This is a genomic window from Pseudomonas sp. VA159-2 (genome assembly GCF_024126635.1).
Lineage (GTDB): Bacteria > Pseudomonadota > Gammaproteobacteria > Pseudomonadales > Pseudomonadaceae > Aquipseudomonas > Aquipseudomonas muyukensis.
Map to the genome: position 1 here is coordinate 1 of NZ_JAMYBV010000036.1, position 16,060 is coordinate 16,060.

Annotated in this window: 11 protein-coding genes; 2 read left to right on the forward strand and 9 right to left on the reverse strand. The window is 65.8% G+C overall.

Annotated features, from left to right (window positions below; genetic code table 11):
- Positions 1-219 precede the first annotated feature (219 nt).
- The 9 genes from NJG22_RS22625 to NJG22_RS22665 all read right to left on the reverse strand — a co-directional run bounded on the left by NJG22_RS22625 (position 220) and on the right by NJG22_RS22665 (position 13,964).
- On the reverse strand, positions 220-3,255 hold the full coding sequence (locus NJG22_RS22625) for a multidrug efflux RND transporter permease subunit (protein ID WP_253097886.1): 3,036 nt from the start codon (positions 3,253-3,255) through the stop codon (positions 220-222).
- Positions 3,256-3,268: 13 nt separating this feature from the next.
- Positions 3,269-4,411: an efflux RND transporter periplasmic adaptor subunit gene (locus NJG22_RS22630; RefSeq protein ID WP_253097888.1), complete on the reverse strand. Its 1,143-nt coding sequence runs from the start codon at positions 4,409-4,411 to the stop codon at positions 3,269-3,271.
- Positions 4,412-4,663: 252 nt separating this feature from the next.
- On the reverse strand, positions 4,664-5,761 hold the full coding sequence (locus NJG22_RS22635) for a DUF1513 domain-containing protein (protein WP_253097890.1): 1,098 nt from the start codon (positions 5,759-5,761) through the stop codon (positions 4,664-4,666).
- Positions 5,762-5,763: 2 nt separating this feature from the next.
- Positions 5,764-6,828, reverse strand: a complete 1,065-nt coding sequence (locus tag NJG22_RS22640) for an imelysin family protein (protein WP_253097899.1) — start codon at positions 6,826-6,828, stop codon at positions 5,764-5,766.
- A gap of 19 nt (positions 6,829-6,847) precedes the next feature.
- On the reverse strand, positions 6,848-8,269 hold the full coding sequence (locus tag NJG22_RS22645) for a di-heme oxidoredictase family protein (RefSeq protein WP_253097900.1): 1,422 nt from the start codon (positions 8,267-8,269) through the stop codon (positions 6,848-6,850).
- Between the two features lie 326 nt (positions 8,270-8,595).
- A complete protein-coding gene (locus NJG22_RS22650) occupies positions 8,596-9,930 on the reverse strand; it encodes an imelysin family protein (RefSeq protein ID WP_253097902.1) in 1,335 nt (444 codons plus the stop codon).
- 160 nt (positions 9,931-10,090) lie between these two features.
- The gene (locus tag NJG22_RS22655; RefSeq protein ID WP_253097904.1) at positions 10,091-12,142 is read right to left on the reverse strand and encodes a GGDEF domain-containing phosphodiesterase; all 2,052 of its coding nucleotides are present in this window, start codon (positions 12,140-12,142) and stop codon (positions 10,091-10,093) included.
- Positions 12,143-12,409: 267 nt separating this feature from the next.
- Positions 12,410-13,006 (reverse strand): Fe-Mn family superoxide dismutase, encoded by a 597-nt coding sequence (locus NJG22_RS22660; protein ID WP_253097906.1) that lies wholly within the window; start codon positions 13,004-13,006, stop codon positions 12,410-12,412.
- Between the two features lie 358 nt (positions 13,007-13,364).
- Positions 13,365-13,964: a LysE/ArgO family amino acid transporter gene (locus NJG22_RS22665; RefSeq protein WP_217853079.1), complete on the reverse strand. Its 600-nt coding sequence runs from the start codon at positions 13,962-13,964 to the stop codon at positions 13,365-13,367.
- A 124-nt stretch (positions 13,965-14,088) separates the two neighbouring features.
- On the opposite strand from NJG22_RS22665, the gene NJG22_RS22670 reads away from it, so the two are divergent.
- Both NJG22_RS22670 and NJG22_RS22675 read left to right on the forward strand, forming a co-directional pair.
- A complete protein-coding gene (locus NJG22_RS22670) occupies positions 14,089-14,979 on the forward strand; it encodes a LysR family transcriptional regulator ArgP (protein ID WP_253097908.1) in 891 nt (296 codons plus the stop codon).
- A gap of 49 nt (positions 14,980-15,028) precedes the next feature.
- On the forward strand, positions 15,029-16,024 hold the full coding sequence (locus NJG22_RS22675) for an NAD(P)-dependent oxidoreductase (RefSeq protein ID WP_253097910.1): 996 nt from the start codon (positions 15,029-15,031) through the stop codon (positions 16,022-16,024).
- Positions 16,025-16,060: the final 36 nt, after the last annotated feature.

A 16,060-nucleotide genomic window follows, 5' to 3' on the forward strand; every position in this document is an offset into this window, starting at 1 on the left:
GCAGGGGTTTCTTTTTGGTTGGCATACATGCACCTCTTACTCATGTTATGCCCGAACACAAAATTTCTGACACCCTCCCGTAAGGGCGAAAAGGTGACTAAATGTCGACATCATCTACGAATGCGCATAAAAAAATCAAAACAATCCCTACCGACCCCGACCCCGACCCCGACCCCGACCCCGACCCCGACCCCGACCCCGACCCCGACCCCGACCCCATCACCCCCCACCCCGCCCCCCCTTATGCGCCAAAACCGTATAAATGCAAGGCAACACAAACAACGTAAACAGCGTCCCAATCGACATCCCGGTAGCAATCACCGTCCCGATATCGAACCGACTCACCGCCCCCGCCCCCGTCGCCAGAATCAGCGGCACCATGCCAAATACCATGGCCGCCGTGGTCATCAGCACCGGCCGCAGGCGAATCGCCGCCGCCTCCTCGATCGCCTCACGCACCCCAAGCCCCTTCTCCTCGCGCAACTGATTGGCAAATTCGACAATGAGAATCCCGTGCTTGGTAATCAGCCCGATCAAGGTCACCAACCCCACCTGGGTATAGATGTTCATGCTCGACACCCCCAGGAACAACGGCAGCAGCGCCCCGCAGATGGACAACGGCACCGTCACCAGGATCACCAGCGGATCACGGAAACTCTCGAACTGCGCCGCCAGCACCAGGAAGATGATCGCCAGCGCCAGGCCAAAGGTCACCCACAGCGCGCTACCCTCCTGGACGAACTGCCGCGCCGTCCCGGCATAGTCCACCGAGAAGCCCTCGGGCGCTTCCTCGCGGGCGATGGCGCGCACCGTCTCCAGCGCCTCGCCCATGCTCACCATCGGCACCCCCTGGATAATCGCCGAGTTGAGCTGCTGGAACTGGTTGAGCTGGCGCGGCCGGGCGCGGTCGCTGAGGGTGATCAGGGTCGACAGTGGCAACAACTGGCCTTGCTCGTTCTTCACGTAGTAGTTGTTCAGCCAGCCAGGGTTGGCGCGGTAGGGCCGCTCCACCTGGGCAATCACCTTGTAGCTGCGGCCCTCGAGGGTAAAACGGTTGATCTCGCCCTCGCCCAGCAGCGTCGCCAGGGTACCGCCCAGGGTGTCCATCGACACGCCCATCTGCGCGGCCTTGGCCCGGTCGATGTCGACCACCACCTCGGGCTTGTCGAAGGCCAGGTCGATATCGAGGAAGGCGAACTTGCCCGAGGCTTGGGCACGTTCCTTGACCCGCTGGGCCACATCCAGCAGGGCCGGATAGTCGCCGGCGGTGTTGATCACGAACTGGAACGGCAAGCCCTCGCCAGTGCCGGGCAGCGACGGCAGGTTGAACCCAAAGATCTGCAGGCCGCCGATCTGCTCAAGCTGCGCCTGCACCAGCGGCAGCAGCTGCATCTGCGTACGCTCGCGCTCGTTCCACGGCTTGAGCAGAAAGCCGCCGATACCGCTTTGCACACCATTGAAACCGTTGATCTGGAACGACGAGTAGTACTCGGGGAAGCGCTTGAACAGCGGGGTGAACTGGTCAGTGTAGGCGTTGAGGTAGTCCAGGTTGGCGGTCTGCGGCGAGCTGCTCATCATGAAGATCACCCCCTGGTCCTCGTCCGGGGCCAGCTCGTTGCGGGTGAACATCAGCAGCACCGGGATCAGGCACAAGATCAGCACGGCGAACACCAGCACCACCGGGCGACTGTCCAGGGTGCCGTGCAACAGGCGTTGATAGCGCAGCTTCAGGCTATCGAAGATCAGGTCCAGGCGGTGGGCCAGGCCGCTGGGGTTCTGTTCGTGGCGTAGCAACAGGGCGCACATCATCGGCGACAAGGTCAGCGCCACCACGCCGGAGATCACCACCGCGCCGGCCAGGGTCAGGGCGAATTCCTTGAACAGCGCGCCGGTCAGCCCGGTGAGAAAGCCGATCGGCGCGTACACCGCCGCCAGGGTGATGGTCATCGACACCACCGGCACGGCGATCTCGCGGGCGCCTTCCAAGGCGGCCTGGCGCGGCGTCTTGCCTTCCTCGATATGACGGTGGATGTTCTCCACCACGACGATGGCGTCGTCCACCACCAGGCCGATGGCCAGGACCATGGCCAGCAGCGTCAGCAGGTTCAGCGAGTAGCCCATCATCTGCATGAAGAACAGCACGCCGATCATCGACAGCGGGATGGTCACCACCGGGATCAGCACCGAGCGCAGCGCGCCGAGGAACAGGAACACCACGACGATGACGATCAGCACCGCCTCGCCGAGGGTCTTGATCACCTCGTCGATCGAGGCCTGGATGAACAGCGTGGCGTCATAGGCGATCGACACCTTGAGGTTGGCCGGCAACTCCTCCTCCAGCTGTGGCATGAGCCGGCGCACTTCCTTGATCACCTCCAGCGGGTTGGCCGCCGGGGTGGCCTTGATGCCGATGTACACCGACGGCGTGCCGTCGAAGGAACTGACCGTGTCGTAGTTCTCCGCCCCCATCTCCACCCGTGCCACATCGCCGAGCAACACCCGGGTGTCGCCAGCGGTCTTGACCGGCAGGGCGGCGAAGGCCTCGGCGGACTTCAGCTCGGTGGTGGCGTTGATGCTGGTGACCACGTACTGGCCCTTCACCTCGCCGGCAGCGGCGAGGAAGTTGTAGCGGCGCACGGCATTGGTCACCTCCACCGCCGACAGGCCGAAACCGGCCAGCTTCACCGGGTCGATCCAGATGCGCATGGCGAACACCTGGTTGCCGAGGATCTCGGCCTCGGCCATGCCGGGCAAGGTGGCCAGCTTGGGCTGGATCACCCGCGACAGGTAGTCGGTGATCTGTGGGTTGCTCATCTGCTGGCTGTAGAAACTCAGGTACATCAGCGCCGAGGCGTCGGCCGCCTCCTTGCTCAGTACCGGGTCTTCGGCGTCCTGGGGCAGCTTGTTGCGCACCTCGTTGGCCTTGGCCAGCAACTGGGTGAACAGACGGTCGCTGTCGGCGCCGATGCGCGCGTAGACCGAGATGATCGAGAAGTTCTGCCGGCTCACCGACGTCATGTAGTCGATGCCGTCGGCGCTGGCCAGGCTCTGTTGCAGGGGTTGGGTGATATAGCCCTGGATGGTCTCGGCGTTGGCCCCGGGGTAGGCGGTGGTCACCGTGATCAGGGCGTTCTCCATTTGCGGATACTGGCGGATCTGCAGCTTGCTCCAGGCTTGCAGCCCCAGCAGCAGGATCAGCAGGCTGACCACGCTGGCCAGCACCGGGCGACGGATGAACGGGTCGGTGAACGCCATGCCAGCCTCCCGTTCAGTTCGCGCCCGGCGCGGCGGGCTTGAGGGCCTGGTCGGCGCTGATGCGGATCGCCGCGCCCGGGCTGAGCTTGAGCTGGCCGGCGGTCACCACCTGGTCGCCGGCCTGCAAGCCCTTGAGTATCACCACCCAGCCCTCGCGGCGCTCGCCGGTCTGCACGGTGCGTTGCTCGGCGACCAGGCTGGTCTGGCCCTCGGCATCGTGCTGCACCTGGCCGTCCTCGTTGCGCTTCTGGCTGATCCGGTACACCGAGTTGCCGTACAGGGTGTAGGTGATGGCGTTCTCAGGCACCACCACCTGCTGTTGCGGGTCGGGCAGCAGCAGCTGGAGGCTGGCGAACATGCCCGGCAGCAGCTTGCCGTCTGGGTTGGCCAGGGTGGCGCGGACCAGCAGGTTGCGGGTGTTCTCGTCGACCTTGGGGTTGATCGCGCTGAGGCTGGCGGGGAAGGTCTGCCCGGGATAGGCGGCCACCTGGGCCAGCACCCGCTGGCCCAGGTTCAGGTGGGGCAGGGCCTGCTCGGGCACGTTGAAGTCGACGTAGAGGCTGGACAGGTCCTGCAGGGTGGCGATCACCGTGCCGCTGGCCAGGTAGGCGCCGACATCCACCTGGCGGATGCCGATGGTGCCGCTGAACGGGGCACTGATGCTCTTTTTCGCCAGCGAGGCCTTGAGCTGGTCGACCACCGCCTGGTTGCGCCGGTACTGGGCGGTGAGGCGGTCGAACTCACCGCGGGAGATGGCCGAGTCGCCGACCAGCTGGCTGCCGCGGCCGAAGTCGACCTTGGCCAGGCCCAGGTCGGCCTGGGCGGTGCCGAGCAGGGCGGTTTCCTGGTCGCTGTCCAGTTGCAGCAGCAGTTGCCCGGCCTTGACCTGCTGGCCGGATTGGAAATGCAGCGACCTGACCGTGCCGGCCACCTCCAGGCTCAGCTCGACGCCCTGGTAGGCCTTGAGGCTGCCGACCGCCGGCAGGCGCTCCTGCCACTGGCGCAGCTCGGCCTGGGCCGCGGCGACACTGACCGGCGGCTTGGGCTGGGAAAACATCTGCACCTGCTGGTAGATGGAAAAGGCTTTGATGCCTCCCAGGATCAACACGATCAGCAGGACGACGGCCAACATGATCAGCATGCGGCGGCGCAACATGGTCCGGTTCTCTGGATGTGAGGTTATGCAGCGGGCACGAGCACGGGCGATGCGACCCACGTGCGGTGGGGAAAGTATCGTCGGTTTTTGAAAAAAGGGGAGGAACAAGCCGCTGAAGGCCGAAGCGAGAGGCCACGGTGGGCCTGGTACTGGCAGCAACTGTATCTGGCGCTGCCGGTACCAGGCACCGCGTCGCCTGGTTCGCCAGCAAGGCTGGCTCCTACGGGAGGAGCACAGCGCTTGCCCGCGACATCAGGCCAGGTGCAGGTGGTTGTCCCAGAACCCGGACGGCAGGTTCATCGGCTGGCCGATCAACTCAGCCTGGCGGCAATCGTAGAAGCGGCAGCGGCCTTGCCCGGAGGTGACCACAAAGCCATCCTTCACCGCGCCGACCCCGGCGCAGTCGGGCATCGGCGCGTCGAGCTTGACCGCGCCGCTGTCCAGGTCCCAGATGAACAGGCGGTTGGCCCGCGGGGCGGTCAGCGCCACCAGGCGCAGGTCGCTGTGGATGGCCACGCTGGCGGTGTACTGGGCCATCGCCTGCAATTGCCGCTCAGGCACTGGGAAGGCCTTGAACGGCTCGCCCGGGCGCTTGATCGCCAGCAGCTCGGCGGTCTCGTGCGCGTCCCCCATGAACTGCTGGCAGGCGGCGATGGTGCCGTCGCTGCCCACCGCCAGGTGGCGCACGCTGTTCATCTGCTGGGCCAGGGTCTCCTTGCTCAGCAGGGTGCCATCGCGCTGCATCAGCACCAGGCTCGGCTGCATGGCATCGAGGTTCATCTCGACCCGGCTCTCGGCCTCGGTGCGGATACCGCCGTTGGCCACCACCAAGGTCTCGCCGTCCGGCAGCCAGGCCACTTCGTGGGGGCCGATGCCGTGGGTCGGGATCTCGCCGCTGTGCACCAGGCGTTCGCCTTCGAAGCGGTAGACACCGAGCACACCGCGCCCAGGGTCGCGGGTGTCGTTCTCGGTGGCATACAGCCACTCGCCGTCCTGGTGGATCACCGCATGGCCATAAAAATGCCGGTGTGGCTGCGAGGCGACGGTCTGCAGCAGGCGCCCGTCACGCAGGTCGATCAGGTAGCTCTCGGTACCGGGCCGACGGGCGACGAACAGCGCGATGGGCAGCGCAGGGTGGTTGATGATCGCGTGGCAACGCTGGGCCACCTGGGTGCTGAACACCTGGGTGCCGTCCAGGCGGAACCCGACGGCATAATGCCTGCCGTCGCCGTCGTCGCGCGCCGAGAGCAGCAAGGGTTCGCTGCCTTTGTTGCGAAACAGGCTCCAGCCGCCCAGGGTCAGGGCGCTGAGCAATACGCTACCGAGTTTCAGGGCCTGGCGTCGCAGCATGATCAGTCACCGTCGTTGGCGTTGAAGCCCAGTTGGATGTTCAGCGCCTTGGCCAGCTCGCCTTCGTGCAGGCGGTGGACGACGTTGAGGGCATCGTAGATCTGGTTGAGGGTTTGCTTGCCGGCGTCGTCGGCCAGCAGTTCGCCCAGGGTCTTCTGGTTGTCGCCCAGCAGCTTGAGGGCGTTGGCGTAGGCGTCGTCGATCTTTTGCGCCAGCGCTGCCTGGTCCTTGCCCAGCAGGCCACGCAGGCCCTGGTTGTCGACCCCGACCCACACCGTCTGGGCGGCCTTGAGCGAGGCTTCCAGGCTCTTGATCGAAGAATGGCTGCGCCAGGCTTCTGCCTGCAGCGGCTGCACGATGCCCTTGCTCAGGCGGCCCATCGGTGCGCCGAGCTTTTTCTTCAGGGTGTCCAGGGCGGTCACCTGGGCACGCAGCAGGTCGGCGATGGCCTCGTGGGAGTCGGCATAGCGCTGGTTGGGGAACTTGGTCATCTGCGAGAGCATGCCGTCGGTGCTGTTCCAGCCCTTGAGGATCTCTTCGGCCAGGGCCTTCTGGTGTTCGCCGATGGCCACCAGCAGCGGGCAGTAGCGGGCCTTCTGCTCGGCCGTGGCGATGTCCGGCTTGCTGTCGAACAGGATGTATTCGTAAGCCGACAAACCGCGCACCACGACGCTGGCCTTGCCCAGCGACTCGGCGTCCATCGGTTTGTCCGCGGCTACCAGCTGCTCGACCTGGCGACCGACCAGGTTCTTCTTGTCTGGCCAGAACTGCACTTGCCAGGCGCGGTTGCCCTCGGCCAGCGGGCCGACCAGCAACGGTTGCAGCTCGGCCCAGGCTTTTTGCGCGTTGAGGAAGTCGGCGCGGGCTTTTTCCAGGTCTTCCTTGCCTTCGCAATAGGCCAGGGCGCTGGCGGCCAGCGCGCGGTCGGCTTCGACCCAGCGGCTGTAGGTCGGCAGGATCACCTGCTTGGCAATGGCGGCCGAGGTCACGGCTTGCGGGTCCTGCGGCGAGCAGGCGCCGAGGGCGAGGGCGGCGAGGCTGGTGAACAACAGTTTGGGTCGGAACATGCCCGGCTCCTTGTGCGGTTTAAAGTGAATTCAGGAAGGCCAGCAGCGCGGCGCGTTGCTCGGCATTGAACGTCAGTACATGGTCGCGCGCTGCCTGGGCCTCGCCGCCGTGCCAGAGCACGGCCTCGAGCAGGTTGCGGGCACGGCCGTCATGCAGGAACTGGCTGTGGCCGCTGACGGTCTGGCTCAGGCCGATCCCCCACAAGGGCGGGGTACGCCAGTCCTGGCCGTTGGCGGCAAATTCGGTGCGTTCGTCGCTCAGCCCCGGGCCCATGTCGTGCAGCAGCAAGTCGCTGTAGGGGCGGATCACCTGGCCGGCCAGCTCTGGTTCGGCGGCGTTGGCGGCGGTGGTGAACTGCGGGGTGTGGCAGGCCTGGCAGCCCGCCTGGAAGAACAGGTTCTTGCCGGCCAGCACCTGGGGCGCGCCGACGTCGCGGCGGGCCGGCACGCCGAGGTTGCGGGTATAGAAGGTGACCAGGCGCAGGATGTTGTCGCTGACCTCCTTCTCGCCGTCCTGGCCATCGCCGTTGGGCGCGGCCAGGCAGGCGACCTGCGCCGGGGTGCAGTCGTCCTTGGGCAGCAGGCCGGTGGTCAGGCCCATGTCGCCGGCGAAGGCGTGCACGTTCTGCTGGTTGACGTTGGGCTGGCCGGCCTTCCAGCCGAAGCGGCCGACCACGGTCTTGCCCTGGGCATCGTCCCACACCCGGTTGGCGCGCCCGCGAATGCCGTCGCGGTTGCGATCGTCAGGGTCTTCATTGGCGAGCAGGTCGGCTTCGGCAATCGCTTCGAGCAGGCCGAGGCCGATCATCGGTGGGGCAACCCGCGCCGAAAAGCGCGTGTCCGGGTGCAACGGGCCGTAGCCGAGCTGGCTGATCTGCAGGCTTGGGCGACGCAGTTCGACGGCATGGCCATCCTGGAAGGTGACCCGCTGCTGGTCGTAGCTCACCCGTACCTTGCCCTCCGGCATCACGCCGGGGATGGCCATGTCCTGCAACTGGGTGCCGTAGACCGGCTCGGGGACCACGCCCAGGCGTTCGATTTCGCGGGCGTGGTAGGGCTGGTCGGGGATCGACAGGCGCACCAGCATCGACACTGCGTTGCTGTCGCCCGGCTCGGGCGGGTGGCCGCGGCCATCGCGCACGTGGCAGTTCTGGCAGGCGTTGGTATTGAACAGCGGGCCGAGGCCGTCGCGGGCGGTAGTGGTGGACGGGGCGATGACCCAGGGGTTGCGAAAGAAGCTGTTGCCCACCGCGAAGTCCAGGCGCCGCTCGGGGCTGAGGTTGGCCGAGGGCAGCGAGTAGGCGTTGCGGTCGCTGCGCTGCACGGTTGCCTTGCCACCGGCGAGGGCTTCGCCGGGCTCGGCCTGGGTGAAACGCGGGGCGTCGTCACAGGCGGCGAGGGCGAGGGCCAGCAGCAGGGGGCTTAGGCGGAGCACGGACATCGAGGATCCTGGGCATGGGCGAAAAACCGGCGTGCAAGCTTATCAGGCCGGGGGTGTTTGAATAAGAGCAATTTGCAATTGCTGGATGAAATCAATGTCAGCTGGCCTATCGGCGCGCACGGTACATGTAGGAGCGGCCTCGTGTCGCGAAAGGGCTGCAAAGCAGCCCCAGGCTCTGTGCATCAACGCGAATAACCCGGGGCCGCGCTGCGGCCCTTTCCGACCGGTCCGACGCCTCGGCAAGGCCGCTCCTACAGGGGGCGCTGGTGGTGCTGGAAATGAAAAAGGCGGCCCGAAGGCCGCCTCTGCTGAACCGCTGGCGCTGATCAGAACTCGTGATCGGCGGTGTCTGGGTTCAGGTTGGCAATGCCCAGCTTGCCCGCTGCCTGCTCGATCGCGCCGGTCTGCTTGACCAGCGAGGCGATGGCGTCACGCACGATCTGGTTGCCGGCGGCATTGTCGGCGGCGATCAGCTGGTCGTAGTGCTCGCCCTTGAGCGCGTGGTCGACGATCACCTGGATCTTGGCCTCGGTGGCTTCCAGGTCGGCCTTGAGGGTGGCGTCGGTGGCCGGGTCGACCTTGGCCACCAGCGACGACAGGCTCGGGCCGCTCAGCTTGCTGCCGTCGACACGGGTGTACTCGCCCAGGTAGACGTTGCGGATGCCCTTGGCGTCGTAGAAGTGCGAGTAGTGGGTGTTGTCGCTGAAGCAGTCATGCTCGTCTTCCGGCGAGTTGGCTTCCAGCGAGACCTTCATGCGCTCGCCGGCCAGTTCGCCCAGCGACAGGCTGCCCATGCCGAACAGCATCTTGCGCAGGCCATCGTTGCCCGGCTCGTTTTCCAGGGTGGCGCGGTAGTTGTCGGCGACGTTCGGTGCCCAGTTGCCGACCATTTCCTCGAGGTCCTTGACCAGCAGGTCGGTGACCGCCTTGAGGTAGGCGCGGCGACGGTCGTTGTGCCCGCCCGTGGCGCCCTTGCCTTCGAGGTAGTCCGAGGCCGGGCGGTTGCCCGCGCCTGGGCCGGTGCCGTTGAGGTCCTGGCCCCAGAGCAGGAATTCGATGGCGTGGTAGCCGGTGGCGACGTTGGCTTCCGAGCCGCCCAGTTCGTTGAGGCTGGCGAGCTTCTCGGGGGTGATGGCCTTGACGTCGATCTTGTCTTCGCCCACCTGGATCTCGGTGTTGGCGATGATGTTGGCGTTGGCCGCCGGGTTGCCCAGGGCGTGCTCGTAGCTCTTGTCGACGTAGTCGATCAGGCCTTCGTCCAGGGGCCAGGCGTTCACCTGGCCTTCCCAGTCGTCGATGATGGTGTTGCCGAAGCGGAACACTTCGCTCTGCAGGTAAGGCACACGGGCGGCAGCCCAGGCGTCCTTGGCGGCCTTGAGGGTCTGGTCGTCGGGCTTGGCGAGGAAGGCGTCGACGGCGCTTTGCAGCTGCTTGGCGGTGCTCAGCGAGTCGCTGTACACGGCGTGGACCATTTCGGCGTAATGCTTGACCACGGCCTTGGCGGCGGCTTCGTCGACCGCGCCTGCTGCGGCGCTGGTGCTGGCGGCGGCAGGTGCCTGGGCTTGCGGCGCGGCGGCCTTGTCATCCTTGCCTTCGCCGCAACCGGCGAGGGCGATGGCGATGGCCAGCAGACTGGCGGAGGCCAGAGGCATTCGAATCATTGTTGGTTTCCTGCGTCGTGTGGTGGGACCAAGGGTGGGCCGTGCGCCGTGGCACGCGAAACCGTGACATCATGCGAAAGATTTGCATTTGCTGTAAAGGGTCGGGCGCGCATTTCATGCAAACGCCCGTTTGCGCGGTGGCGCCAAGGCCAGCCGGGGGTTACAGCGCGGACACCTGGTCGCGTTGCGCCTGCTTGAGGAAGTGGGTCAGCTCGCGGGCCGACAAAGGCTTGCTGTAGTGGTAGCCCTGACCTTCGTGACAACCCTGGGCAATGATGTAGCTTTCCTGCTCGGCGGTTTCCACGCCCTCGGCGATCACCTGCATGCCCAGGCTCTTGCCCAGCTGGATGATGGCGCGAACGATGGTGGCGTCGTCATCGTCGTCGAGCAGGTCCTGAACGAAGCTCTTGTCGATCTTGATCTTGTCCAGCGGCAGCGATTTCAGGTAGCTGAGCGAGGAGTAGCCGGTGCCGAAGTCGTCGATGGCGATCAGCGCGCCGGAGCGGCGAAGGCTGAGCAGGTGCTGGGCGGCGGTGCTGATGTCTTCCATCAGGCCGGTCTCGGTGACTTCCAGCTCCAGGCTGCGCGGCGGCAGGCGGTAGGCCTGCAGCAGGTTGTTGACCACCCGCGGCAACTCGTTGTGGTGCAATTGCACGGTGGACAGGTTGACCGCCATGCGCAGCTCGCCGAAGCCCAGGTCGTGCCACTCGCGCAGTTGCCGGCAGGCCTGGTCGAGCACCCATTCGCCGATGCTGATGATGCTGCCGTTCTGCTCGGCCAGGGGAATGAACTGGTCGGGCGGGACCATGCCCAGCTCCGGGTGCTGCCAGCGCAGCAGGGCCTCGACGCCGACCACGCGGTGGTCGCGGTAGCTGATCTGCGGTTGGTACACCAGGTACAGCTGGTTGCGCGGCAGGGCTTCGCGCAGGTCCTTTTCCAGTTCGCGGCGCCGGCGCATCTCGCTGTCGACGCTGGCGATGTAGAACTGATAGCGGTTGCGTGAGCGGGCCTTGGCCAGGGTCATGGTCTGCTCGGCCTTTTGCAGCAGTTTCTCGGTGCTGTCGCCGTCCTCGGGGAACAGGGTGATGCCGATGGTGGCGCGCAGGCGAATCTGCTGCTGGTCGAGGTCGAACGGCGCCTCGAGGTCATCGAGGATGCTCTGGGCCAGTTCGGCGGCCTCGTAGGGTTGCTCGATGTTGGCCTGGACCAGGGCGAACTGGTCGCCGCCGAGCCGCGCCAGGGCGCCGAGGCGGCCACTGTGGGCGCGCAGGCGGTCGGCCAGGGCCAGCAGCAGTTGGTCGCCGACCTGGTAGCTGAACTGCTCGTTGATGCCCTTGAAGTCGTCCAGGCCCACGCACAGCACGGCGACGCGGCGTTGCAGGCGGCCGCCGTCGACCAGGATCTTGTCCAGTTGCTGCTGCAACTGCTGGCGGTTGGGCAGGCCGGTGAGGAAGTCGTACTGGGCCATGCGTTGCAGGCTGTTCTCGGCTTCATGGCGCAAGTGGGTGTTGCGCTCGATGGAGGCCAGCAGCTGGTTGGCGGTGTTGACCCAGATGCCCAGCTCGTTGCGTTCGTGGCCCTTGAGCTGCGGGATCTGGTGCTGGCTGGGGCGGTCTGGGTTGATCTGGGTGAGGTGCTCGATGATCTTCGACAGCGGCTTGGTCAGCAGCCAGTGGTACACCAGGTACAGCACCAGGCCCATGGCCAGGGCGCGCAGCACCCCGGAGATGAAGATGATCACTGCATTGATCAGAAAACCTTCGCCGTAGCCCGAAGTATCGAGGGTGATGCTCAGGTCGCCGTAATATTCGCTGTAGGGGCCACGGCCGACCAGTTGCGTGGTGTAGGTGCGTTCCTGGCCAAGGATCAGGTCGGTCAGCCAGCGCATGGACATGTCCTGCAGGGGCCGGGATTTTTCCGCCAGCATGGTTTCGTTGGGGTGGCCGATGGAGGCCATGCGCACGGCCTGGTCCTGGAACAGGCCTTCCATCACCTGCATGCCCATTTCCCGGTCGAGGCTGTACACCGCCTGGGTCGAGGGGTCGCGGAACATGTCGAGGATGCGCTGGGCGTCGTTGTTCACCGACTGGCGGGTCTTGTAGGCGTCGTAGACGATCTGCGCACAGCTGAGCACGACGCCGACAGCCAACGCCGAGAGCAACACCACCCTGAGCAACTTGACCGACAAGCTGTTGCGAAATTCCAGCTTCAATGGGGTTTCCTTAATCCATGCGCATGCCATTATTTTGCCATCAACCATGGCGACAGACTATCGACCGATGTGCCCTTGGCTCTGTATCGGTTGGGCGGTCATGCGACTTGAGTGCGCTGCGTCAACTTTCCAGAAGTTGATGTTAGCGCGCTATGCCGGCTGAGCAAGAGGGGCGAGGCCCCGGGCGGGCAAATCGCCCGGCAGCTGTCGGCGCCGGCATAAAAAAACCCGGCGCAAGGCCGGGTTTTTTGTTCAGCACTGAAAGACTCAGGCCGTGAAGGTCTTGCCTTCGAACTGCTCGGCTACGAACTTCCAGTTGACCAGGTTCCAGAACGCCTCGACGTACTTCGGACGCAGGTTGCGGTAGTCGATGTAGTAGGCGTGTTCCCAGACGTCGCAGGTCAGCAGCGGGGTGTCGCCGCTGGTCAGCGGGTTGCCGGCGCCGATGGTGCTGGCCAGGGCCAGGGAGCCGTCAGCCTTCTTCACCAGCCAGCCCCAGCCGGAGCCGAAGGTGCCGACGGACACCTTGGTGAACTCTTCCTTGAACTTGTCGAAGGAACCGAAGGCGGCGTTGATGGCCTCGGCCAGGGCACCGGTCGGTTGGCCGCCGGCGTTTGGCGCCAGGCAGTTCCAGTAGAAGGTGTGGTTCCAGACTTGAGCGGCGTTGTTGAAGATGCCGCCCGAAGAGGTCTTGACGATCTCTTCCAGGGTCTTGCCTTCGAATTCGGTGCCTGGGACCAGGTTGTTCAGGTTCACGACATAGGTGTTGTGGTGCTTGTCGTGGTGGAACTCCAGGGTTTCCTTGGAGATGTGCGGCTGCAGGGCATCGTGGGCGTAGGGCAGCGGCGGCAATTCAAAAGCCATGGTGGATCTCCTGATTCAGGTCTGTTTGCGGTTTGCGCAAGGCCGATCACGGGCGGCCCATGAGCGTCGACGAGTTTGTACTCTTTGCGACGCAAGGGCTGGATCATAGCACCGGCCCCGGCGCTTAACCACGCAACATCTATAGGGAATAGAGGTTCCAGAGCGGTTTGTCGGGAGCGACAGGCGGGCCCTCTCAGGTGCTGTGCAATCCCTGTAGGAGCGGCCTTGCGTCGCGAACGGGCTGCAGCAGCCCCGGGATTTCAGCGTTGATCCGCAGATCGCCGGGGTCGCTTGGCGGCCCTTTGCGGCCGGCCGACGCCTTGGCCGCTCCTACCGCGAGGCGTGTAATCCATTCGCTTCAGTTGAAAATCAACTGCGCCGCTACCGCGAACATCATCACCGCCACCATCAGGTCCAGCAGCCGCCAGGTCGTTGGCCGGGCCAGCCACGGCGCCAGCCAGGCGGCGCCGATGGCCAGGGTCGAGAACCACACCAGCGAGGCGCTGGCCGCCCCCGCCACATAAGCGCCGGGCACGCTCTGCTGGGCACCGAGCGAGCCGATCAGCAGCACGGTGTCCAGGTATACGTGAGGGTTGAGCAGGGTCACCGCCAGGGCGCTGAGCAGTACCGCGCGGCGCGAACGCTGGCCCTGGCCCTGCTGGTGCTGCAGGCTCTGCTTCGAGCAGGCGCTGCGCAGCGCCTTGGCGCCGTACCAAAGCAGGAACAGCGCGCCACCCCAGCGCGCCACCGCCAACAGCGTCGGGTTATGGGCCAGCACCGTGGCCAGGCCGAACACCCCGGCGGCCACCAGCAGCGCGTCGCAGACCACACACAGCGCCGCCACCGGCAGGTGATGCTCGCGGCGCAGGCTTTGCGCCAGGACGAAGGCGTTCTGCGCGCCGATAGCCATGATCAGGCCGAAGGCCACCAGCATGCCGTTGAGATAGCTTTGCCACATGTGAGGAACACTCCACTGGCGCCGACGTTGCCGCTGGCGCTGATTACAAGAAAGATGTGGCCATTGTGGCGGGCGCGGCGGTATAAGAAAAACAAATAGAGCTGATCCATCATTAGAGAAATCGATGTTCGACTACAAGCTGCTCGCCGCCCTCGCCGCGGTGATCGAACAAGCCGGCTTCGAGCGTGCTGCCCAGGTGCTGGGGCTGTCGCAATCGGCCATCTCGCAACGCATCAAGCTGCTCGAGGCGCGGGTCGGCCAACCGGTGCTGGTGCGGGCGACACCGCCGAGCCCGACCGAGGTCGGGCGCCAGTTGCTCAACCATGTGCAGCAGGTGCGTCTGCTCGAGCGCGACTTGCAGCGCCAGGTGCCGGCGCTGGACGAAGAGGGCATGCCCGAACGCCTGCGCGTGGCGCTCAACGCCGACAGCCTGGCGACCTGGTGGGCGGGCGCAGTGGGGGCGTTCTGCGCCGAGCAGCAGTTGCTGCTGGACCTGGTGGTCGAGGATCAGGACGTGGGCCTCAAGCGCATGCGTGCCGGCGAGGTGGCGGCTTGCCTGTGCGGTAGCGAGCGTCCGGTGGCTGGCGCACGCAGCTTGGCGCTGGGGGCGATGCGCTACCGGGCGCTGGCCAGCCCCGGGTTCATGGCGCGCTATTTCCCCAACGGTTTCGAGGTCGCGCGCCTGGCGCGGACCCCGGCGATCGTGTTCGGCCCCGATGACTTCCTGCAGCACCGCTACCTGGCCTCACTGGGTATCGAGGATGGTTTCCTGCACCATCTGTGCCCGTCTTCCGAGGGTTTCTTGCGCATGACCGAGGCCGGCCTGGGCTGGGGCCTGGTGCCCGAGCGGCAGGTGGCCGAGCAACTGGCCGGTGGCGAGTTGGTGGAAATCTGCAGCGATACCCCCATCGATGTGCCGCTGTACTGGCATCATTGGCGCAATGGCGGGCAACTGCTCGCCCAGCTGACCGAACACCTGCGCCATTCGGCCCGGGACTGGCTGGTGCCGTTGTAGGCGCGGCGTGCGTCAGTTGCATCCGATATCAGGCAAGGCGGAGTCTTACATGCGAATTCTGGTCACCGGCGCGAGCGGCTTCATTGGCGGGCGCTTTGCGCGCTTTGCCCTGGAGCAGGGCCTGGAGGTGCGGGTCAACGGCCGGCGGGCGGAAGGGGTGGAACACCTGGTCAAGCGCGGGGCGCAGTTCATTCCCGGCGACCTGGGCGATGCCGAACTGGCCCGGCGCCTGTGCCAGGGCGTCGACGCGGTGGTGCATTGCGCGGGCGCCGTGGGCACCTGGGGGCGCTACCAGGACTTCCACCAGGGCAACGTGGTGCTCACCGAGAACGTGGTCGAGGGCTGCCTGAAGGAGCACGTGCGGCGCCTGGTGCACCTGTCGTCGCCGTCGATCTACTTCAACGGCCGTGGGCAACGGGATATCCGCGAGGACCAGGTACCGCGGCGTTTCCACGACCACTACGCGCTGACCAAGCACCTGGCCGAGCAGAAGGTGTTCGGCGCCCAGGAGTTCGGCCTCGAGGTGCTGGCGTTGCGACCGCGCTTCGTCACTGGCGCCGGTGATACGAGTATTTTCCCGCGGCTGATGCACATGCAGCGCAAGGGCCGGGTGGCGATCATCGGCAATGGCCTGAACAAGGTCGACTTCACCTGCGTGCACAACCTCAACGAGGCCTTGCTCAGCGCGCTGTTCGCCGAGGAGCAGGCGCTGGGGCAGGCCTACAACATCAGCAACGGCCATCCGCTGCCGTTGTGGGACGTGATCAACTATGTCATGCGCCGCATGCAGCTGCCCCAGGTCACCCGCTACCGCGCCTATGGCCTGGGCTACAGCCTGGCGGCGCTGAACGAGGCTGCCTGCCTGCTGTGGCCCGGGCGCCCGCAGCCGACCTTGAGCCGTACCGCGATGCAGGTGATGAGCCGCGATTTCACCCTCGATATCAGCCGCGCCCGCCAGTACCTGGACTACCGACCCAAGGTCGAGGTGTGGGCGGCGCTGGATGAATTCTGCGCCTGGTGGCAGGCCCAGCCGGGCCAGCGCTGAACCTGTGGGCGGGATGATGGTCATCAGTGCGCTGCC